This is a genomic window from Streptomyces sp. NBC_01689 (assembly GCF_036250675.1).
Classification (GTDB): Bacteria; Actinomycetota; Actinomycetes; order Streptomycetales; family Streptomycetaceae; genus Streptomyces.
The window spans coordinates 131593-156046 of record NZ_CP109592.1 but is presented as its reverse complement, the minus strand read 5'-3'; the positions used below and the strand labels follow the sequence as shown (position 1 = coordinate 156046).

Sequence of the window (24454 nt, the reverse complement as noted above, 5' to 3'; positions counted from 1 at the left end):
GCTTCGCCGTGTCCACCGCCACGTCCCCGGCCTGCGGTGATGATTTCCAAGGGTTTCCCCAGACAACCCGGCCGGGGCCACGGAAACCGTCCACCCCCGGGACATGCTGTCCAAGCCGCACCAGGCGCGACCCTTTCTCACCACAACAGCATGGGGGCAGTCCATGACAACTGAAGCGCGGCTTCGGGACTACCTCAAACGACTCACCGTCGATCTTCATGAGACCCGGCTCAAGCTCCGCCAGTTGGAGACCAAGGACGACGAACCCGTCGCCATCGTCGGCATGAGCTGCCGTCTGCCCGGCGGTGTCCGGTCGCCCGAGGACTTCTGGGACCTGCTCGTGTCCGGGACGGACGCGGTGACCGACTGGCCCGCCGACCGCGGCTGGGACCTCGACACCGACGCCACCGGCGGCGCCCGCCGCCAGGGCGGCTTCGTCTTCGACGCCGACCGCTTCGACCCCGCCTTCTTCGGCATCTCGCCCCGCGAAGCCCTCGCCATGGACCCCCAGCAGCGCGTGCTCCTGGAAGCGACCTGGGAGGCCTTCGAACGCGCGGGCATCGACCCCGCCGGGCTGCGCGGCAGCCGCTGCGGAGTCTTCGTCGGATGCAGCGACCAGGGCTACAGCAGCGGACTGCGGGAAGTCCCCGACGACGTCCGCGGCCACCTGCTGACCGGCACCTCCATGTCCGTCGTCTCCGGCCGCGTCGCCTACACCCTCGGCCTCGAAGGCCCCGCGATCACCGTCGACACCGCCTGCTCCTCCTCCCTGGTCGCCCTCCACCTGGCCGCCCAGTCCCTGCGCTCCGGCGAGTGCTCCCTCGCCGCCGTCGGCGGCGTCACCGTCATGTCGAGCCCCGGCGCCTTCATCGAGTTCGGCCAGCAGGGAGGCCTCGCCTCCGACGGCCGCTGCAAGGCGTTCTCCGAGGACGCGGACGGCACCGGCTGGGCCGAGGGCGTCGGCGTCGTCGTCGTCGAGCGGCTGTCGGACGCCCGCCGCAACGGCCACCGGATCCTCGCCGTCGTCCGCGGCTCCGCCGTCAACCAGGACGGCGCCTCCAACGGACTGACCGCCCCCAACGGCCCCTCCCAGCAGCGCGTCATCCTCGCCGCCCTCGCCAACGCGGGCATACCCGCCACCGAGATCGACGCCGTCGAGGCCCACGGCACCGGCACCGCGCTCGGCGACCCCATCGAGGCCCAGGCGCTGCTCGCCACCTACGGCCAGGGCCGCGACGCCGACCACCCCCTGTGGCTCGGCTCGGTGAAGTCCAACATCGGCCACACCCAGGCCGCCGCGGGCGTCGTCGGCGTCATCAAGACGGTCCTGTCGATCCGCCACGGCGTCCTCCCGCCCACCCTCCACGTCGACAACCCCTCCTCCCACGTCGACTGGAACGCCGGCAACGTCAGGCTCCTGGCCGAATCCGTCGACTGGCCGCACGCCGACCGGCCCCGCCGCGGCGCCGTCTCCGCCTTCGGCGTCTCCGGCACCAACGCCCACGCCGTCATCGAGCAGGCCCCCGCCGGCGAACCGGCCACCGAGCCTCCCGCCCGCGCCGCCCTGCCCCTGCTGCCCTGGGTCCTCTCGGCCCGCGACCCGCACACCCTGCGCGAACAGGCCGCCCGCCTGAGCGCCCACCTCACCGAGCACCCCGACACCGACCCCTACGACCTCGCCTGGTCCCTCGCCGCCACCCGCGCCGCACTCCCCGAACGCGCCGCGCTCCTGGGCACCGGCCTCACCGACCTGCTCACCGGCCTCGCCGCCCTCGCCGAGGACCGCAGCACCGACCGCGTCCTCACCGGTTCGACGAAGGGCGAGGGCAAACTCGCCTTCCTCTTCTCCGGCCAGGGCGCGCAACGGCTGGGTATGGGCCGGGAGTTGTACGACGCGTATCCGGTGTTCGCGGAGGCCTTCGATGCGGTGTGCGCGCACCTCGACGAGGGGCTGCGGGGGGTGGTGTTCGGTGAGGACGCCGATCTCCTGAATCAGACCGCCTGGACGCAGCCCGCGCTGTTCGCGGTCGAGGTGGCGTTGTTCCGGTTGGTGGAGTCGTGGGGGATGAGCCCGGACTTCCTGGTCGGCCATTCGGTGGGTGAGCTGGCGGCCGCGCACGTGGCGGGGGTGTTCTCCCTGGAGGATGCGTGCCGTCTGGTGTCGGCGCGCGGCCGGCTGATGCAGGAACTCCCGGCCGGTGGTGCGATGTTCGCGCTGGAGGCGGCGGAGGACGAGGTCCTCCCGCTGCTGACGGAGGGGGTGTCGGTCGCGGCCGTGAACGGCCCGCGGTCGGTGGTGATCTCGGGTGTCGAGGCGGTCGCGGAGGCCGTCGCGCAGCAGATCGCCGCGCTGGGCCGCCGCACCTCGCGGCTGCGGGTCTCGCACGCTTTCCACTCGCCGTTGATGGAGCCGATGCTGGTGGAGTTCCGTGCGGTCGCCGAGAGCGTGACCTACGAAGAGCCGCGTCTGGCGGTCGTGTCGAACCTGACCGGACAGGTCGCCGGAACAGGGGAGTTGGAGTCACCCGAGTACTGGGTGCGGCACGTCCGCGAGGCGGTGCGGTTCGCCGACGGGATCTCCTGGCTGGCCGCGAACGGGGTGACCCGGTTCGTGGAGCTCGGCCCGGACGGCACCCTCACCGCCCTCGCCCAGTCCATCCTGCCCGACAGCCAGGACACGCTCTTCGTCCCCACCCTCCGCAAGGAACGCGACGAGGCCGAGACCCTGACGTCCGCCGTCAGCCTCCTCCACGTACACGGCCGCACCCCCGAGTGGACCTCCCTCCTGCCCGGCGCCGGACACGTCGACCTGCCCACCTACGCCTTCCGCCGCGACCGCTACTGGCTCGAACGCTCCTACCGGCCCGACGGCGCCGCCGCGCCCACCGCCGAAGGCGACCACCGCCACCAGGTGACCTGGCGCCCCGTCACCGGCCTGCCCACCGAAGCACGCCTGACCGGCCGCTGGCTGCTCGTCACCCCGGCCACCCCCGGCGACGACGGCCGGCACGACCCCCTCACCGAGGCCCTGGCCGCACGCGCCGCCGACCTCGTCACCGTGCCCTGCCCCGCCGACGCCGACCGCGCGACGCTCGCCGGCCTGCTGACCTCGGCAGCCGACGGCACCCCGGTCGACGGCGTCGTGTCGGCCCTGGCCCTCACCCCGGCCGAGCGCACCGGAACACCGGACGCCGTCCTGGCCACCACCCTCCTCGTCCAGGCACTCGGCGACACCGACATCACCGCCCCCCTGTGGACCCTCACCCGGGAAGCGGTCACCACCGGCCGCGGCGACACGCCCCCGCGCCTCGACCAGGCCGCCGTCTGGGGACTGGGCCGTGTGGCCGCGCTCGAACACCCCGACCGCTGGGGCGGTCTCATCGACCTCCCGCAGGAACTCGACCGCCGCGCGGCCTCCCGACTGGCCGCCCTGCTCTCCGGCGGCGGCGCCGACGAGGACCAGGTCGCCGTCCGCGCCGCGGGCGTCCTCGCCCGCCGCCTGGTCCCGGCCCCGGCCCTGGACGAACCCGCCACCTGGACCCCCGCCGGTACGGTCCTGGTCACCGGCGGCACCGGCGCGCTCGGCGCCCGGGTGGCCCGCTGGGCCGCCGAACACGGCGCCACCCGTCTCGTCCTCACGAGCAGGCGCGGAGCCCAGGCACCCGGTGCCGCCGAACTGGAGGCCGAACTCTCCGCCCTGGGCGCCGAAGTCTCCCTCCTCGCCTGCGACATGACGGACCGTGACGCCGTACGGCAGCTGCTGGACGACCACCCCGTGGACGCCGTCGTGCACACCGCCGGAGTCCTCGACGACGGGGTCCTCGACCGGCTTACTTCCGAGCAGTTCGACACGGTCGTACGCTCCAAGGTCGCCGCCGCCCTCCACCTGGACGAACTGACCCGCGAGCGCGACCTCTCGGCGTTCGTCCTCTTCTCCTCCTTCGCCGGCACCGTCGGCTCCGCGGGCCAGGCCAACTACGCCGCGGCCAACGCCATGCTGGACGCGCTCGCCGAACGCCGCCGCGCGCAGGGCCTCTCCGCCACGTCCATCGCCTGGGGCCCCTGGGCCGGCGGCGGCATGGCCGCCGACGCCTCCGCCGAGGACCGGCAGCGCCGCGGAGGCGTCAACCTCCTGGACCCGGCCACCGGACTCGACGCCCTCGCCGTCTGCGCCGCCGCACCGGCCCCGGTCACCTTCGTCGCCGACCTCGACTGGACCCTGTTCGGCCCCGCCTTCACCGCCGTCCGCACCAGCCCGCTCCTCGCCGAACTGTATGCCGCCCCCAAGCACACGGCCGGACCGTCCGCCCCCGCCACCGCCCTGCGCGAACGCCTCACCGGCCTGACCGCACCGGCCCGGCGCGCCGAACTCCTCGACACGGTCCGCACCCGCGCGGCCGCCGTACTCGGCCACTCCGGCCCGGAAGCGGTCCCGGCGGACCGTGCCTTCCGCGAACTGGGCGTGGACTCGCTCATCGCGGTGGAACTGCGCAACGTCCTGGGCGCGGAGTGCGGGGTACGGCTGCCCGCCACGGTGGTCTTCGACTACCCGACCCCCTCGGCCCTGGCGGACTTCCTCCACGGCGAACTGGGCGGCGCCGTCGCGGAGACACCGGGCGCCCCCACCGCGACCGGGGCCGACCTGTCCGCCGACCCCGTCGTGATCGTCGCGATGGCCTGCCGCTTCCCCGGCGGAGTCGACTCCCCCGAAACACTGTGGAACCTGCTGTCCGAGGAACGCGACGGCATCGTCGACTTCCCCCGCGACCGCGGCTGGGACCTCGACGCCCTCCACACACCCGACGGCCCCTACACCAGCCACACCCACCGCGGCGGCTTCCTGTCGGGTGTGGGTTCGTTCGACGCGGGTTTCTTCGGGATCTCGCCGCGTGAGGCCCTGGCGATGGATCCGCAGCAGCGTCTGCTGCTGGAGACGTCGTGGGAGGCCGTCGAGCGGGCCGGCATCGACCCCCGTACCCTGCGCGGTTCGCGGACCGGCGTGTTCGCCGGGACGAACGGCCAGGACTACCCGGCCCTGCTCGCCTCCTCGGGCGGCGACTTCGGCGGCTATGTGGGCACCGGCAACGCCGCGAGCGTCTTCTCCGGCCGGGTCTCCTACGTCCTGGGCCTCGAAGGCCCTGCGGTCACCGTCGACACCGCCTGCTCCTCCTCACTCGTCGCCCTGCACCTGGCCGCGCAGGCCCTGCGCTCGGGGGAGTGCGACCTCGCGCTGGCCGGCGGCGTCACCGTCATGTCCACCCCCGGTGCCTTCATCGAGTTCAGCCGCCAAGGCGGCCTCGCGGGCGACGGCCTGTGCAAGGCGTTCGCGGAGGGTGCGGACGGTACGGGCTGGGGTGAGGGCGTCGGCGTCCTGCTCGTGGAACGGCTCTCGGACGCCCGCGCGAACGGCCACCCGGTGTTGGCGGTGGTGCGTGGTTCGGCGGTGAACCAGGACGGCGCTTCGAACGGCCTGACCGCACCGAACGGTCCGTCCCAACAGCGTGTCATCCGTGCGGCGTTGGCGAGTGCGGGCCTTACGCCGTCGGAGGTGGACGCGGTGGAGGCGCACGGCACCGGTACCTCGCTCGGTGACCCGATCGAGGCGCAGGCGCTGCTGGCCACGTACGGCAGGGACCGTGACGTTGAGCGGCCGTTGTGGCTGGGGTCGGTGAAGTCGAACATCGGTCACACGCAGGCGGCTGCGGGTGTGGCGGGTGTGATCAAGATGGTGGAGGCGATACGTCACGGCGTGCTGCCGGCCACCCTCCACGTCGACGAACCGTCCTCACACGTCGACTGGGACACCGGTGACGTACGACTCCTGGCCGGGGCGGTGGACTGGCCGGACACCGACCGCCCGCGCCGGGCGGGTGTGTCCTCGTTCGGACTGAGCGGCACCAACGCGCACGTCGTCCTCGAACAGGTCCGGGAGCCCGCCGAGGACACGGACGCCGTGACCTCTCCGGCCGTGCCCGTCCTGCCGTGGGTGGTCTCCGGACAAGGTGCCGACGCGCTGCGGGACCAGGCCGAAAGGCTTCTGGCCCATCTCGGTGCACAGCCCGGCCTCGACCCCGTGGATGTGGGTTTGTCGCTGGTGCGGACCCGGTCGGTGTTCGAGAACCGTGCGGTGGTCCGGGGCGGCGACCGTGAGGAACTCCTCGCGGGTCTTGCCGCCCTCGCCCGCGGCGAGAACCTGCCCTCCGTGGCCCAGGGCCTGGCGACCGAGGGCAAGCTCGCCTTCCTCTTCTCCGGCCAGGGCGCCCAACGCCTCGGTATGGGCCGTGAGTTGTACGACGCGTATCCGGTGTTCGCGGAGGCCTTCGACGCGGTGTGCGCGCACCTCGACGAGGGGCTGCGGGAGGTGGTGTCCGGTGAGGACGCCGATCTGCTGAACGAGACGGGGTGGACGCAGCCCGCGCTGTTCGCGGTCGAGGTGGCGCTGTTCCGGCTGGTGGAGTCGTGGGGTGTGCGTCCCGACTTCCTGGTCGGCCACTCGGTGGGTGAACTGGCCGCCGCGCACGTGGCGGGGGTGTTCTCCCTGGAGGACGCCTGCCGTCTGGTGTCGGCGCGCGGTCGGCTGATGCAGGAACTCCCGGCCGGTGGTGCGATGTTCGCGCTGGAGGCGGCGGAGGACGAAGTCCTCCCGCTGCTGGCGGGCTGGGAGGCGGAGGTGTCGGTCGCGGCCGTGAACGGCCCGCGGTCGGTGGTCGTCTCGGGTGTCGAGGCGGTCGCGGAGGCCGTCGCCCAGCAGGTCGCCGCGCTGGGCCGCCGCACCTCGCGGCTGCGGGTCTCGCACGCTTTCCACTCGCCGTTGATGGAACCGATGCTGGTGGAGTTCCGTGCGGTCGCCGAGAGCGTGACCTACGAACTGCCGCGTCTGGCGGTCGTGTCGAACCTGACCGGGCAGGTCGCGGATGCGGGGGAGTTGGGCTCGCCCGAGTACTGGGTGCGGCATGTCCGTGAGGCGGTGCGGTTCGCCGACGGGATCTCCTGGCTGGCCGTGAACGGGGTGACCCGGTTCGTGGAGCTCGGCCCGGACGGCACGCTCACCGCCCTCGCTCAGTCCGCTGTCCCGGGGGATGAAGGCAAGCTGTTCGTGTCGGTGTTGCGCAAGGACCGGCCCGAGGCGGATGCCGTCGTGGCGGCGGTCTCGCGGGCGTTCACGCACGGAGTGGCTGTCGACTGGCCCGCTCTGCTGGCCGGTTCCGGCGCACGAGCGGTCCAGTTGCCCACCTACGCCTTCCAGCACGAGTGGTACTGGCCCGAGCCCGCCGCTGACGCCACACCCGTGGCGGCCGACCCGCTGGACGCGAGCTTCTGGGCGGCCGTGGAGCGCGGCGACGCCCACCACCTCGCCGAGGTCCTCGGCGTCGAGGAGAACGAACTCGACTCGGTCGTACCGGCGTTGTCCGCCTGGCGGCAGGGTGCGGCCGAGCGGTCGCGGGTGGACGGCTGGCGCTACCGGATCGACTGGCAGCCCTTCACCGCACCGTCGCCCGCCGCCCCGGACACCGGACGCAGGCTCCTGCTCCAGCCCGCCGGCGAGGACGAGGACACGCTCGCGGGGATCGAGGAGATCCTCCCCGGCGTGGAGCGCGTGACGTACGACCCGCGGGCGGACCGTGCCGCGCTGGCCGGCGTCCTGTCCGGCCTGTCCGGCACGGCGGAGAGCGAACCGGTCGCGGGCGTCCTGGCGTCCCCGTCCGACCCGGCTTCCCTGCTGATCCTCGTCCAGGCGCTGGGCGACGCGGGAGTGACCGCGCCGCTGTGGCTGCTGACCCACGGCGCCGTCACCGTCGGCGCCCCGTCCGAAGGCGTCGTCGATCCGGCGGCCGCCGCCCTGTGGGGCTTCGGCCGGGTCGCCACCCTGGAACACCCCGACCGGTGGGGCGGCCTCGTCGACCTGCCGGCCCGCCCCGACCGTCGCGCCCTGGCCGCGCTGGCCTCCGTCGTCACCGACCGGGGCGAGGACCAGGTCGCCGTCCGCGGTGCGACCGCCTACGCACGGCGCCTCACCCGCGCCGCCGCGCCGTCCGACACCAGCGGGCGATGGAACGCGCCCCGCCGGGTGCTGCTCACCGGCGGCACCGGAGCGCTCGGCACGCGGGTGGCGCACTGGCTCGTCGGACGGGGCACGGAGGAGCTCATCCTCACCGGCCGTCGTGGGATCGACGCTCCCGGTGCGGCCGATCTGGTGCGTGACCTGGAGGGGCTGGGTGCGCGGGTCGTGGTGGAGGCGTGCGACACGTCCGACGCGGTCGCGGTCGGGGACCTGCTGTCCCGGCATCCGGTCGACGGTGTGTTCCACGCGGCGGGTGTCCTGGACGACGATCTGATCGAGCGGCTGACTCCGGAGCGGGTGGCCGCGGTGCTGGCCGCCAAGGCGGTGGGCGCCGATCATCTCGACGCGCTGACACGGGACATGGACCTGAAGGCGTTCGTGGTGTTCTCCTCGATCGCCGGTGTGTGGGGCAGCGGCGGCCAGTCGGCGTATGCCGCGGCCAACGCCCACCTCGACGCCCTCGTGGAGCGGCGCCGGTCCCGGGGTCTCGCGGGTACGGCGGTGGCCTGGGGGCCGTGGGGCGAGAGCGGCATGGCCGCCGACGCCGACGCCCAGGACCTGCTGCGCCGCCGCGGACTGCGCCCGCTGGAGCCCGACGCGGGCCTGCGCGCCCTCTCCCGTGCCCTCGAACTCGGCGACACCGCCGTGGTCGTGGCCGACGTGGACTGGGACCGCTTCGCCCCCGCCTTCACGACCGGCCGCCCCAGCCCCCTGCTGTCCGCACTGCCGGAGGTCTCCGACGCACTGCGCGGCACCGGCCCCGCCGCGGACACCACGAGCGTCGGCGCCGCCCTCCGCGAACGGCTCGCCCCGCTGTCCGCCGAGGACCGCGACACCGCCCTCCTGGACCTGGTCCGCGACCGCGCCGCCGCCGTGCTCGCCCACACCGACACCGCGGCCGTCGCCCCCGGACGGAGCTTCCGCGAACTGGGCTTCGACTCCCTGACCGCGGTCGAACTGCGCAACGAACTCACCGGCGCCACCGGGGTGCCGCTGCCCTCCACCCTCGTCTTCGACCACCCGACCCCGCTGGCCGTCGCCGCCCGGCTGCGCGACGAACTCTTCGGCACCGACCCCGGCGACGACAGTCCCACCGGGCCCACGACGGCCACCGACACCGACCCCGTCGTCATCGTCGGCATGGGCTGCCGCCTGCCGGGCGGTGTGGCCGGCCCCGAGGAGCTGTGGCGGATCGTCTCCGGCGGCCTCGACACCGTCTCCGGGTTCCCCGAGGACCGCGGCTGGGACCTGGAGACCCTGCTCGCCGCCAGCGACACCCGCTCGGGCGGCTTCCTGCGGGAGGCCGCCGGCTTCGACGCCCCGTTCTTCGGCATCAGCCCCCGCGAGGCCCTCGCGATCGACCCCCAGCAGCGCCTGATCCTGGAGACGTCCTGGGAGGCCCTGGAGCGCGGCGGCATCGACCCGACCGCCCTCAAGGGCAGCCGGACCGGCGTCTTCGTCGGCGCCGGAAGCTCCGGCTACGGATCGGGCCTGACCGAGGTCCCCGAAGGCCTCGGCGGACATCTGCTGACCGGCGGCGCCGGAAGCGTCGTCTCCGGCCGCGTCGCCTACACGCTCGGCCTCGAAGGCCCCGCGGTCACCGTCGACACCGCCTGCTCCTCGTCCCTGGTCGCCCTGCACCTCGCCGTGCAGTCCCTGCGCACCGGCGAGTGCGACCTCGCGCTGGCCGGCGGTGTCACCGTCATGGCGAACCCCGGCGCCTTCGTAGAGTTCAGCCTCCAAGGCGGCCTCGCACCCGACGGCCGCTGCAAGGCGTTCGCCGACGGCGCCGACGGGACGGGCTGGTCCGAAGGGGTCGGCGTGCTCGTCGTCGAGCGCCTGTCCGACGCCCGGCGCAACGGCCACACCGTCCTCGCCGTCGTCCGCGGCACCGCCGTCAACCAGGACGGCGCCTCCAACGGCCTGACCGCCCCCAACGGCCCCTCCCAGCAGCGCGTCATCCGCGCCGCCCTCGCCGCCGCGGGCCTGGCCCCCGCGGACGTCGACGCCGTCGAGGCGCACGGCACCGGCACCGTCCTCGGTGACCCCATCGAGGCGCAGGCCCTGCTCGCCACGTACGGCAAGGACCGGCCCGCCGACCAGCCGCTGTGGCTCGGCTCGGTGAAGTCCAACATCGGCCACACCCAGGCCGCCGCCGGAGCCGCCGGCATCATCAAGATGGTCCTCGCCCTCGACCGGGGCGTCCTCCCGCAGACCCTGCACGCCGACGCGCCCTCCTCACGCGTCGACTGGAGCACCGGCGACGTCCGCCTGCTCACCGAAGCGCGGGACTGGCCCGACACCGGACGCCCGCGCCGGGCCGGCGTCTCCGCCTTCGGCGTGTCCGGCACCAACGCCCACGTCGTGATCGAACAGGCCCCCGGGCAGGCCGCCAGCCCCGCCGTCCCGGCCCGCCGGCCCGCCGGCGACGCGGTGACCCCGTGGATCGTGTCCGCCCGCGGCGCCGCCGCCCTGCGCGAGCAGGCCGCCCGCCTGCTCGCCCACGCCGAGGAGCACCCCGGACTCGACACCGCCGACATCGCCCACGCGCTGGTCACGACCCGGCCCGGCTTCGAACACCGGGCCGTGGTCCGCGGCAGCGGACGCGATGAACTCCTGCGCGGCCTCGCCGCCGTCGCCGCCGGCGAACCCTCCCCGGACGCCGTCACCGGCGACACCCTGACCGAGGGGACCACCGCGTTCCTCTTCGCCGGCCAGGGCACCCAGCGGCCCGGCACGGGCCGCGGACTCTACGACGCCTTCCCTGTCTACGCGGACGCCTTCGACGCCGTGTGCGGCCACTTCGAAGGCCGGCTGGAGCAGCCGCTGCGCGAGGCCGTCCTCGGTGACGACGGCACCCTCCTCGACCGCACCGAGTACGCGCAGCCCGCCCTGTTCGCCGTCGAGGTCGCGCTGTACCGGCTGGTCGAGTCCTGGGGCGTACGGCCCCACCACCTCCTGGGCCACTCCATCGGTGAACTGGCCGCCGCCCACGTCGCCGGCGTCCTCACGCTGCCCGACGCGTGCCGGCTCGTCGCCGCCCGGGGCCGGCTCATGCAGGCCCTCCCGGAAGGCGGCGCCATGATCGCGCTGCAGGCCACCGAGGAAGAGGTCCTGCCCCTGCTGGCCGGCCGGGAGGACGAGATCGGCCTCGCCGCCCTCAACGGACCCCGGTCCGTGGTCGTCGCCGGCGACGAACCCGCCGTGCTCGCGGTGGCCGCGCACTTCGCGGGCGAGGGACGCAAGACCACCCGGCTGCGCGTCAGCCACGCCTTCCACTCGCCGCGCATGGAACCGATGCTGGCCGACTTCCGGGCCGTCGCCGAGAGCATCACCTACAGCGAGCCGCGCATCCCGGTCGTCTCCGACCTCACCGGCAGGCCGGCCGAGGCCGGGGAACTGACCACGCCCGAGTACTGGGTGCGCCACGTCCGGCACGCGGTCCGCTTCGCCGACGGGATGGCCTGGCTGGAACGCAGCGGTGTCGAGCACTGCCTCGAACTCGGCCCCGACGCCACCCTCAGCACCCTCGCCCAGGGCTGCTTCGAGACTCACGGTCACCTCACCGTGCCCGCGCTGCGCGCCGACCGCCCCGAACCGGCCACCCTCCTCGCCGCCGTGGGCGCCCTGTTCACCCGCGGTGTCCCGGTCGACTGGCAGTCCTGCCTGGACGCGGTCGCCCCCGGCGGCCGGCCCGTACCCCTGCCCACCTACGCCTTCCAGCACCGCACCTTCTGGCTCGACGTACCCACCGCCTCCGGCGACCCGGCCGCGGCCGGACTCCTCGACGCGCGCCACCCGATGCTGACCGCCGTCGTCCCGCCCGCCGAGGGCGCGACCGTCGTCCTGACCGGACGCCTGTCGGCCCACGCGCAGCCCTGGCTCGCCGCCCACCGCGTCAACGGCTCCGTCGTGGTGCCGAGCACCGCCTTCCTCGAACTCGCCCTGCGCGCCGGTGCCCACACCGGCTGCGGGCACGTACGCGAACTCGTCCTGGAATCCCCGCTCGTCCTGCCCGGACAGGGCCGCGTCCACCTCCAGATCCGGGTCGACGGACCCGACGCGCTGGGCTCCCGCGCCTTCGCCGTGTACGGCCGGCCCGAAAACACCCACGACACCCACGACACCGGCAACGTCAACGGCGCGGACGGCCCCTGGACCCGGCACGCCGGCGGTCTCCTGAGCGACCGGGAGCCCGAACGCACCGCCACGGACACGGAGTTCGACTTCACCGCCTGGCCGCCCCAGGACGCCGAACCCCTCGACACCGACGGCGTCTACGAACGGCTCGCCACCGCCGGACTCGACTACGGACCCGTCTTCCAGGGCCTGCGGGCCGCCTGGAGCCACGACGGGGACGTGTACGCCGAGGTCGCCCTCCCCGAAGGCACCGCGCAGGAGGCCGGACGCTTCGACCTGCACCCGGCCCTCCTGGACGCCGCCCTGCACCCGCTCGCCCTGGGCGTCTTCGACGGATTCGGGGACGGCCGCGTCCTGTTCTCCCTGGCCGGCGCCTCGCTCCAGGCCACCGGCGCCACCACGCTGCGCGTACGCCTCTCCCGCAGCGGCCCCGACACCCTGGCCCTGGAGGCCGCCGACGCGATCGGCGAAAGCGTCCTCGCCGTCTCCTCCCTGCTGATGCGGCCCCTCGACCCGCAGCGCACGAGCACCCCCGCCGCCCCCGACGCCACCGGCCGGCCCGCCTCCGTACCCGCCCGGGCCGCCGCCCGCCGCACCGCGGCCCGCGCCCAGCAGCCCGGAAGCCTGCTGGAACGGCTGGCGAACCGGCCCCCGGCCGAACGCGCCCGCGTCCTGCTCGCCACCGTCCGCACCCAGGTCGCCGCCATCCTCGGCTACGAGGGCCCCACCGACATCGAGCCGGCCCACTCCTTCTCCTCCCTCGGATTCACCTCCCTGACCTCCGTCGAACTGCGCGACGCGCTCAGCACCGCGCTCGGCGTGGCCCTCCCGGCCACCCTCGTCTTCGACCACCCCACCCCGCACGCGCTCGCCCACCACCTCGACGCCGACCTGTTCGGCACCGCCGGCCACGACGGCGACCACACCCGCCGCCCGGCCGCCACCGACGACGACCCGATCGTCATCGTCGGCATGGCCTGCCGTTACCCCGGCGGCGTCCGCAGCCCCGAGGACCTGTGGGACCTCGTCGTGGCCGGCGCCGACGGCATCTCGCCGCTGCCCGGCGACCGCAACTGGAGCCCGGAGACCCTCTACCACCCCGACCCCGACCATCCGGGCACCGTCTACACCCGCGAGGGCGGGTTCCTCCACGACGCCAGCCGGTTCGACCCCGCGTTCTTCGGCATCAGCCCCCGCGAGGCCCTCGCCATGGACCCCCAGCAGCGCCTGCTGCTGGAGACGTCCTGGGAGGCACTGGAACGCGCCGGCATCGACCCGACCACCGCACGCGGCAGCCGCACCGGCGTCTTCGCCGGCGTCACCTACCAGGACTACGTCACGATCCTGGCCGCCGCCGACGACAACGTCGAGGGCTACGTCGGCACCGGCAACTCGCCCAGCGTGCTCTCCGGCCGCATCGCCTACACCCTCGGCCTGGAAGGCCCCGCGGTCTCCGTCGACACCGCCTGCTCCTCCAGCCTCGTCGCCCTCCACCTCGCCTCCCAGGCACTGCGCCAGGGCGAATGCACCCTCGCGCTGGCCGGCGGCGTCACCGTGATGTCCACCCCCGGCTCCCTCATCGAGTTCAGCCGCCAGCGGGCGCTCGCCCCGGACGGCCGCTGCAAGCCGTTCTCCGCGGACGCCGACGGCGCCAGCTGGGCCGAAGGCGTCGGCATGGTCGTCCTCGAACGGCTCTCCGACGCCCGCCGCAACCACCACCCCGTCCTGTCCGTGCTGCGCGGCAGCGCCCTCAACCAGGACGGCGCCTCCAACGGACTGACCGCCCCCAGCGGCCCCTCCCAGCAGCGGGTCATCCGCCAGGCCCTGGCCGGCGCCGGCCTGACCCCCACCGAGGTCGACGCGGTCGAGGCGCACGGCACCGGCACCACCCTCGGCGACCCCATCGAGGCCCAGGCCCTCATCGCGGTCTACGGCCAGGACCGGCCCGAGGACCGGCCCCTGTGGCTGGGCTCCCTGAAGTCCAACATCGGCCACAGCCAGGCCGCCGCCGGCGTCGGCGGCATCATCAAGATGGTCATGGCCATCCGCGAGGGCGTCCTGCCCCGCACCCTGTACGCCGACAACCCCACCCCGCACGTCGACTGGACCGCGGGCGACGTCCGCCTGCTCACCGAGGCGCGGGACTGGCCCGAGACCGGACGCCCGCGCCGCGCCGGTGTCTCCTCGTTCGGCATGAGCGGCACCAACGCCCACGTCATCGTCGAACAGGCCCCCGCCGCCGAGCCGGCCACCGCCCCGCCCGCCACCCCGGACCCCGCGGTCCTCACCGGCGCCCTGCCCGTCGTACCGACCCTGCTGTCCGGCCGCACCGAAGCCGCCCTGCGCAGCCAGGCCGCACGCCTGCGCACCCACCTGCTCGCCCGTCCCGACACCCCGCTCACCGACCTCGCCTACTCCCAGGCCACCACCCGCCCGGCCTTCGAGCACCGGGCAGCCGTCCTCGCCACCGGACGCGACACCCTCGACGAGGCGCTCGCCGCCCTCGCCGCGGGCGCCCCCGTCGCCGGACCCGGCGTCGTCTCCGGCACCGCGCCCACCGCCGCCGACCCCGTCCTGGTCTTCCCCGGACAGGGCGCGCAGTGGACCGGCATGGCACGCGAACTCCTCACCGGATCACCCCTGTTCGCCGCGGTCGTCGCCGACTGCGAACGCGCCCTCGCCCCCTACGCCGACTGGTCGCTGACCGCGGTCCTGCGCGGCGACGAGGACGCGGCCGACATCGGCCGGGTCGACGTCGTCCAGCCCGCCCTGTGGGCCGTCATGGTCGGCCTCGCCGCCCTGTGGCGCTCCCTCGGCATCACCCCCGCCGCCGTCGTCGGCCACTCGCAGGGCGAGATCGCCGCCGCCTGCGTCGCCGGCGCCCTGTCCCTCGACGACGGCGCCCGGATCGTCGCCCTGCGCAGCCGGGCCATCGTCGCCATCGCCGGCACCGGCGGCATGATGTCCGTACCGCTGGGCGCCGACGAGACCCGCGCCCGGATGAGCCCGTGGGCCGACCGCCTCGCCGTCGCCGCCGTCAACGGACCGGCCTCGGTGGTGGTCTCCGGCGAAGCCGCCGCGCTCGACGAACTGTTCACCGCCCTCACCGAGGACGGCGTACGCGCCCGCAAGGTCGCCGTCGACTACGGCTCCCACTCCCCGCAGGTCGAAGCCATTCGCGAAACCGTCCTCGACGCCCTCGCCGGCATCGAGCCGCGGGACGCCGAGATCCCCTTCCGCTCCTCCCTCACCGGCCAGTGGCAGGACACCACCACCCTCGACCCCACGTACTGGTACACCAACCTGCGCGAGACCGTCCGCTTCGAGGAGGCCGTCCGCGGCCTGATCGCCGAAGGGCACCGCACCTTCATCGAGGTCAGCCCGCACCCCGTGCTCGCCGTCGGGCTGCGCGAGACCCTGGAGGACGCCGGCGTCGAAGGCGCCGCGCTCGGCTCCCTGCGCCGCGACAAGGGCGGCCTCGGCCAGTTCCTCACCGCGGCCGCCGAAGCCCACGTGAGCGGCGTCGCCCTCGACTGGACGGCCGTGTTCGCCGCCACCGGCGCCCACCGCGTCGACGTACCGACCTACCCCTTCCAGCAGCAGCGGTACTGGCCGCACATACCGGAACAGGACACCTCCGAGCCCCTCGGCGGCGCCGCCACGGACACCGTCGAGTCCCGGTTCTGGGAGACCGTCGACCAAGGCGACCCGGACGCCCTCGCCGACGCCCTCGACCTGCCCGCCGACGCCCCGCTCAGCGCCTTCCTGCCGGCCCTGTCCAGCTGGCGCCGCACCAGCCGCGAACGCTCCACCACGGACTCCTGGCGCTACGGCGTCGGATGGTCCCCGCTCACCGGCGACGCCGCCGGCGCCCTGTCCGGCACCTGGCTCCTCGTCGCCCCCGCCGACCCGGACGGCACCCACGCCGCCCTCGTCGCCGACGCCCACCGCGCCCTGACCGGCGGCGGCGCCCGCGACACCCGCGTGGTCACCGTCCCCGACGACGCCACCGACCGCACCGCCCTCGCCGCCCTCCTGACGGCCGCCCTCACCACCGAGGACACCACCCCCGCCGTGGCGGGCGTCCTGTCCCTGCTCGCCCTCGACGAACGCCCCCACCCCGGCCACCCGGCGCTCCCGCACGGCCTCGCCGGCACCGTCGCCCTCCTCCAGGCCCTCGGTGACACCGGCACCGACGCACCGCTGTGGTGCGCCACCCGCGGCGCCGTCGCCGTCGGCGCCTCCGAGACCGTCACCAGCCCCGCCCAGGCGCTCGTCTGGGGCCTCGGCAGGGTCGCCGCCCTGGAACACTCCGAGCGCTGGGGCGGCCTCGTCGACCTGCCCGCCGCACTCGACGGCCGGGCCGGCACCCGCCTGTGCGCCGTCCTCGCCGCCCCCGGCGACGAGGACCAGATCGCGATCCGGCCCTCCGGCTCCTTCGGACGCCGCCTGGTCCACGCCGCGGCCCCCCTCGCCGACACCGCGACCTGGCACCCGCGCGGCACCGTCCTGGTCACCGGCGGCACCGGCGCCCTCGGCGGGCACCTCGCCCGCTGGCTCGTCGGACGCGGCGCCACCCGCCTGATCCTGGCCGGCCGGCGCGGCGCCGACGCCCCCGGCGCGAGCGGACTGCGCGACGAACTCACCGCCCTCGGCGCCGACATCACCCTCGCCGCCTGCGACGTCGCCGACCGGGACGCCCTGGAGGACCTGCTCCGCTCGATCCCCGCCGACCACCCGCTGGACGCCGTCTTCCACGCCGCCGGCACCCTCGACGACACCGTCGTCGACTCCCTGACCCCCGACCGCATGGACCCCGTCCTGCGCGGCAAGGCCACCGCCGCCCTGCACCTCCACGAACTCACCCGGGACCTGGACCTGTCGGCCTTCGTCCTGTTCTCCTCCTCCTCCGGCGTCCTCGGCGGCGCGGGCCTGGGCAACTACGCCCCCGGCAACGCCTACCTCGACGCCCTCGCCCAGCACCGCCGCTCCCAGGGACTGCCCGCCACCGCCGTCGCCTGGGGCCTGTGGGCCGACGGCGGCATGGTCGGCGACGCCGCGGGCGACCGCATGCGCCGCTACGGCGTCCACCCCATGGACACCAAGTCCGCCTGCGACGCGCTCGGCCGGGCCCTGGACGCCGACGACACCGCCGTCGTCGTCACCGACCTGCGCTGGGACACCTACGCGCTCGCCTTCACCGGACCGCGCCCCAGCCACCTCCTCGACGAACTGCCCGCCGCCCGCCGCGCCCTGGACGCCGCCCGCACCCAGCAGGCCGGGAACCCCGCCGCGGACACCTCCTCCCTCCAGGCCCACCTGGCCCAACTGCCCGCCTACGACCGGGCCGGCGCCGTCCTCGACGTCGTCCGCTCCTACGTCGCGGGCGTCCTCGGCTACCCCTCCGCCGAGGCCGTCGAACCCGGCCGCCCCTTCACCGACCTCGGCATCGACTCCCTCAGCGCCGTCGAACTGCGCAACGGCATGAACCGCATCACCGGCCTGCGCCTGCCGGCCACCCTCGTCTTCGACCACCCCACCTGCGACGCCCTCGCAGGCCACCTCCTGAGCGAGCTGGCCGGCGCCGAACAGCCCGGCACCACGGCCCCCGCGCCCGTCACGGCGCCGCGCGACGACGAACCGATCGCGATCGTCGCCATGGGCTGCCGCTTCCCGGGCGACGTCAGCACCCCCGAACAGCTGTGGGCCATGCTCCTCGACGGCCAGGAGGGACTCGTCCCCTTCCCCGAGGACCGCGGCTGGGACCTCGACGCGCTCTACGACCCCGAGCCCGGGAAACCCGGCAGCGTCTACACCCGCACCGGCGGCTTCCTCCACGACGCCAGCGGCTTCGACCCCGCGTTCTTCAACATCTCACCGCGCGAGGCCGTCGCCATGGACCCCCAGCAGCGCCTGCTGCTGGAGATGACGTGGGAGACCTTCGAACGGGCCGGCATCGACCCCAGGACCCTCAAGGGCAGCCGCACCGGCGTCTTCGCCGGCACCAACGGCCAGGACTACACCGGCATGCTGGCCGCCTCCCGCGAGGACTTCGAGGGCTACATGCTGACCGGCAACGCCGCCAGCGTCGTCTCCGGCCGGCTCTCCTACACCTTCGGCCTGGAAGGCCCCGCGGTCACCGTCGACACCGCCTGCTCGGCCTCCCTGGTCGCCCTGCACCTGGCCGTGCGCTCCCTGCGCTCCGGCGAGTGCGACCTCGCGCTCGCCGGAGGCGTCACCGTGATGGCCTCACCCGGACTGTTCGTCGACTTCAGCCGGCAGCGCGGCCTGTCCCAGGACGGCCGCTGCAAGGCGTTCGCGGACGCCGCCGACGGCACCGGGTTCTCCGAGGGCGGCGGCATGCTCCTGGTCGAGCGCCTGTCCGACGCCCGCCGCAACAACCACCCCGTCCTCGCCGTCGTCCGCGGCTCCGCCGTCAACCAGGACGGCGCCTCCAACGGCCTGAGCGCCCCGAACGGCCCCGCCCAGCAGCGCGTCATCCGCGCCGCGCTCGCCGACGCCGGAGTCCCGGCCACCGAGGTCGACGCGGTCGAGGCGCACGGCACCGGCACCACCCTCGGCGACCCGATCGAGGCGCAGGCCGTCCTCGCCACCTACGGCCAGGACCGGCCCGCCGACCGGCCGCTGTGGCTCGGCTCGGTCAAGTCCAACATCGGCCACACCCAGGCCGGCGCCGGCGTCGCCGGGATCATCAAGATGGTCCTGGCACTGAACAACGGCGTCCTGCCCGCCACCCTCCACGTCGACCGGCCCTCCACCCACGTCGACTGGACGGAAGGCGACGTCCGGCTGCTGACCGAGCCCGTCACCTGGCCCGAGACGAGCCGCCCGCGCCGCGCGGGCGTCTCCTCCTTCGGCATCAGCGGCACCAACGCCCACGTCATCCTCGAAGCCGCCACCGACGAGGCACCCGACCCCGCCCCGACCACCCCGGCCCCCGCCCCCGACACCACCGCACCGGCCCCCGCCACCGAATCCGCCGACGGCGCGGTCCCGTGGATCGTGACCGCGCGCAGCCGCACCGCCCTGCGCGCCCAGGCGGACCGGCTCCTCACCCACCTCACCGACCACCCCGGCACGAACCCCGCCGACGTGGGCCTGTCCCTGGCCGCGCACCGCTCGGTCTTCGAACACCGCGCGGTCGTCCTCGGCGAGGACCACGACACCCTCCTCCAGGGCCTGCGCGCCCTGGCCGACGACGAACCGAACCCCTCCACCGTGACCGGCTCCGCCCGCGGCGAGGGCAAGCTCGCCTTCCTCTTCTCCGGCCAGGGCGCCCAACGCCTCGGTATGGGCCGTGAGTTGTACGACGCGTATCCCGTGTTCGCGGAGGCCTTCGAAGCGGTGGCCGCCCACCTCGACGAGGGGCTGCGGGGGGTGGTGTCCGGTGAGGACGCCGACCTGCTGAACGAGACGGGGTGGACGCAGCCCGCGCTGTTCGCGGTCGAGGTGGCGCTCTTCCGGCTGGTGGAGTCGTGGGGGATGAGCCCCGACTTCCTCGTCGGCCACTCGGTGGGCGAGCTGGCCGCCGCGCACGTGGCCGGGGTCTTCTCCCTGGAGGACGCCTGCCGTCTGGTGTCGGCGCGCGGCCGCCTCATGCAGGAACTCCCCGCCGGTGGTGCGATGTTCGCACTGGAAGCGGCGGAGGGCGAAGTGCTCCCGCTGCTGGACGGCCGGGAGACGGAGGTGTCCGTCGCGGCCGTCAACGGCCCCCGCTCGGTGGTCGTCTCCGGTGTCGAAGCGGTCGCGGAGGCCGTCGCCCAGCAGATCGCCGCGCTGGGCCGCCGCACCTCCCGGCTCCGCGTCTCGCACGCCTTCCACTCGCCGCTGATGGAACCGATGCTGGCCGAGTTCCGTACGGTCGCCGAGAGCGTGACGTACACGCCGCCCCGCATGGCGGTCGTCTCGAACGTCACCGGACAGGCCGCGGGCGTCGGGGAGTTGGAGTCGCCCGAGTACTGGGTGCGGCACGTGCGGGAGGCCGTACGGTTCGCCGACGGGATCGCCTGGCTCGAAGGACGCGGCGTACGCCGGTTCGTCGAACTCGGCCCCGACGGCACCCTCACCGCGCTCGCCCAGTCCAGCGTCTCCGGCGACGAGGACCTGCTGTTCGTCCCCGTCCTGCGCAAGGACCGCGAAGAGCGCGAAGCGCTGCTGGCCGGCCTGGCCCAGGCCTTCACCAGGGGCGTCGACGTCGAGTGGGCCCGCGTCTTCGACGCCACCGGCGCACGGCCCACGCCCCTGCCGACGTACGCCTTCCAGCGGCAGCGGTTCTGGCCCGGACCGCCCGTCCTGCTGGGCGACGTCGGCTCCGCGGGCCTGGACTCCGCCGCGCACCCGCTGCTCGGCGCGGCGGTCGAACTCGCCGGCGGCGACGCCCGCCTCTTCACCGGACGCCTGTCGCTGCGCGGCCAGACCTGGCTCGCGGACCACGCGCTCACCAGCACCGCCCTGTTCCCGGCGACCGGCTTCCTCGACCTGGCCCTGCACGCCGCCGAACACGTCGGCTGCGACCGGGTGGAGGAACTGACGATCCTCACCCCGCTCACCCTCCCGGACAGCGGCGCCCTGCACGTACAACTGCACGTGGAGGCCGCCGACACGAACGGCGCCCGCACCCTGACCGTGCACTCCCGCACCGAGGACGCCGACCCCGAGACGCCGTGGACACTGCACGCCTCCGGCCTGCTCACCGCCGACGGCGGCGTGACGGAACCCGACGCCGCCTACGACTTCACCGCCTGGCCGCCCCAGGACGCCGACGAGGTACCGCTCGACGGCTTCTACGAGCGGTTCGCCGAACGGGGCCACCTGTACGGTCCGCTCTTCCAGGGACTGAAGTCGGTGTGGACCCGCGGCGAGGAGGTCTTCGCCGAGGTCGCGCTGCCCGAGGGCGCCGACCCGTCCGCCGACGCGTTCGACCTGCACCCCGCCCTGCTCGACGCCGCCCTGCACGCCGTGATGTTCGTGCCCATGAAGGACGCGGGCCGGCTGCCGTTCTCCTGGAACGACGTCCGCCTGGAGGCCGCGGGCGCCGACGCCCTGCGGGTCCGCATGGTGCAGACGGGCCCGGAGTCCATCGGCCTGGCCCTCGCCGACACCACCGGACGCCCCGTCGCCACCGTCGGCTCGCTCACCCTGCGCGAACTCGCCGGAGACCTCGCGGGCGCCACCATCGGCGCACCGCGCCAGGAAGGCCTGTACGAGCTGGACTGGACGCCGGTACCCGCCGGCACCCGGACGCCCGGCACGGACTGGACCCTGGTCGGCGGCGGCGAAGCCCGGCCGCTGGCCGCGGAACTGGAACGGGCCGGCTCCCGGGTACGGGCCTTCCCCGACCTGACCGCGCTCGCCGCCTCGGACCTGGAGATCCCCGAGACCGTCCTGCTGATCCTGCCCGACCCCGACCCCGACCCCGACAGCGAGACCGGCAGCGAGACCGGCACCGGGGGACTGGCCGCCGCCGCACGCGCCACCGCGCAGACGACGCTGCGGCTCGTGCAGCAGTGGCTCGACGAACCCCGCTTCGCCCACGCCCGGCTCGCGGTCGTCACCCGCGACGCCATGCGCGTCACCACCCGGCCCGCCGACCCGGCCCGCGCCACCGCCTGGGGCCTGGTCCGCTCGGCCCGCTCCGAGAACCCCGGCCGGTTCGTCCTCGCCGACCTCGACACCGCCCCCGCCTCGGCGGCCGCGCTGCCCGCCGCCCTCGCCTCCGGCCACCTCGAACTGGCCGTCAGGGAAGGGACGGTGACCACACCGAAGATCATTCCCCTCGCCGCGCAGCGCGCGCTCGCCGAGCCCGCGGACACCGCCGCCTGGCGGCTCGCCGTCGAGGAACGGGGAACCCTGGAGAGCCTGCGGCTCACCCCGTGCCCCGAGGTCACCGAACCCCTCGCACCGCGCGAGGTCCGCATCTCGATGCGCGCCGCCGGCGTCAACTTCCGCGACGTCCTCACCGCGCTGGGCATGTACCCCGGCGACGCCACGGCGATCGGCCTGGAAGGCGCCGGCGTGATCACCGAGACCGGCGCCGACGTCACCTCGCTCGCCGTCGGCGACCGGGTGATGGGCATGTTCGCCGGAGCCTTCGGCCCCGTCGCCGTCGCCGACGAGCGGATGGTCGCCCGCATCCCGCGCGGCTGGACCTTCGCCCAGGCCGCCACCGCGCCCATCGTCTACCTGACCGCCTACTACGGCCTCGTCGACCTCGGCGGGCTCCGCCCCGGCCAGTCGGTCCTCGTGCACGCCGCCGCCGGGGGAGTGGGCACGGCCGCCGTACGGCTCGCCCGCCACCTGGGCGCCGAGGTGTTCGGCACCGCGAGCCCCGGCAAGTGGGACGCGCTGCGCGCCGCGGGCCTCGACGACGCCCACCTCGCCTCCTCCCGCGACCTCGGCTTCGAGAAACTGTTCCTGGAGACCACCGAGGGCCGCGGCGTGGACGTCGTACTGGACTCCCTGGCACGGGAGTTCGTCGACGCCTCGCTGCGGCTGCTGCCGCGCGGCGGACACTTCCTGGAGATGGGCAAGACCGACGTCCGGGACCCGCGGCAGGTCGCCGAGGACCAGCCGGGCGTCGTCTACCGCGCCTTCGACCTCGTCGAGGCCGGACCCGACCGCATCGGGGAGATGCTGCGCGAGCTGGTGGCCCTCTTCGAGGAAGGGGTGCTGCCGCCGCTGCCCATGACCACGTTCGACGTACGCCGGGCCCCCGACGCGTTCCGCTTCCTCAGCCAGGCACGCCACATCGGCAAGGTCGTCCTGACCCTGCCCACCGCCCCCGACCCCGACGGCACGGTCCTGCTCACCGGCGGCACCGGCGGACTGGGCCGCATCACGGCCCGCCACCTGGTCGCCCACCACGGCCTGCGCCATCTCGTGCTGGCCGGCCGGCAGGGACCCGACGCGCCCGGCGCGGCCGAACTGCGCGAGGAACTGACCGCCCTGGGAGCCGACGTCGCCATCGTCGCCTGCGACACCGGAGACCGCGCCGCACTGGCCGGCCTCCTCGCCTCGCTGCCCCCGGCCCACCCGCTGACCGCGGTGATCCACACCGCGGGCGTCCTGGCGGACGGCGTCATCTCCTCGATGACACCGGAGCGCATCGACCGCTCGATGCGGCCCAAGGCCGACGCCGTCACCAACCTGCACGAACTCACCCGTGACCTGGACCTGGCGCGGTTCGTGGTCTTCTCGTCCGTCGCCGGCACGTTCGGCGGCGCCGGACAGGCCAACTACTCGGCCGCCAACGCCTTCCTCGACGCCCTCGCCCACCACCGGCGCGACCTGGGCCTGCCCGCCACCTCCCTCGCCTGGGGCACCTGGCTGCCCGACGCGGGCATGACCGGTGAACTCGGCCAGGCCGACCGCGAACGCCACGCCAGGACCGGCATGGTCCCGCTCGACGCGGAACTGGGCATGCGCCTGCTCGACGCCGGCCCCGCCACCGACCGCGCGGTGCTGCTGCCCATGGACCTCGACCACGCCTCCCTGCGCGAACACGCCGACGTACTGCCCCCGTTGCTGCGCGCCATGGTCAAGGCGCCCGCCCGGCGCCGGGCCGAGACGTCCGCCGCCGCGGCCGGCGGCACCCGGACCCTCGCGGAGCGGCTGGCCCCGCTGTCCGCCGCCGACCGCGAGCAACTGCTCCTCGACGCGGTCGCCGAGCAGGCCGCGGCCGTCCTCGGCCACTCCTCGGCCGCCGAGATCGAACCCGAACAGTCCTTCAAGGAACTCGGCTTCGACTCACTGACCGCGGTCGAACTGCGCAACCGCCTCAACGCCGTCACCGGCCTGCGGCTGTCGGCGACCCTCGTCTTCGACTACCCGACCCCCGCCGTCCAGGTCCGCCATCTGCTGACCCAGCTCGACCTGCCCGACCCGCCCGGCGGCGCGCAGGCCCTGCTGGGCGAACTCGACCGCCTGGACGCCGCGTTGAACGGCACCGACCTGGACGACACCGAGGTCCGCTCCCGGGTCACCGACCGGCTGCGGGACCTGCTGGCCCGCTGGTCGGGCGCACCGGTGACGGTCAACGGCACCGGGGAGCCGGACGCCGGGGACGGCGAACTGGAATCGGTCGAGACCGCCGACGATCTGTTCGACCTCATCGACAGGGAGCTGGGAACGACGTGACCACGGCAGCGGACGCCCGCACCGCGGCGGCACCCACCGCCGCGGACCATCCCCCGACCGGAGCCGACCGCTTGGCTCCGGCCCTGGACCTCCCCA

Annotated in this window: 1 protein-coding gene; it reads left to right on the top strand. The window is 74.8% G+C overall.

The genetic code is table 11. The features are described 5' to 3' along the window. The first annotated feature begins 163 nt into the window (after positions 1-163). A complete protein-coding gene (locus OG776_RS00395) occupies positions 164-24358 on the top strand; it encodes a type I polyketide synthase (RefSeq protein WP_329326298.1) in 24195 nt (8064 codons plus the stop codon). Positions 24359-24454 lie beyond the last annotated feature (96 nt).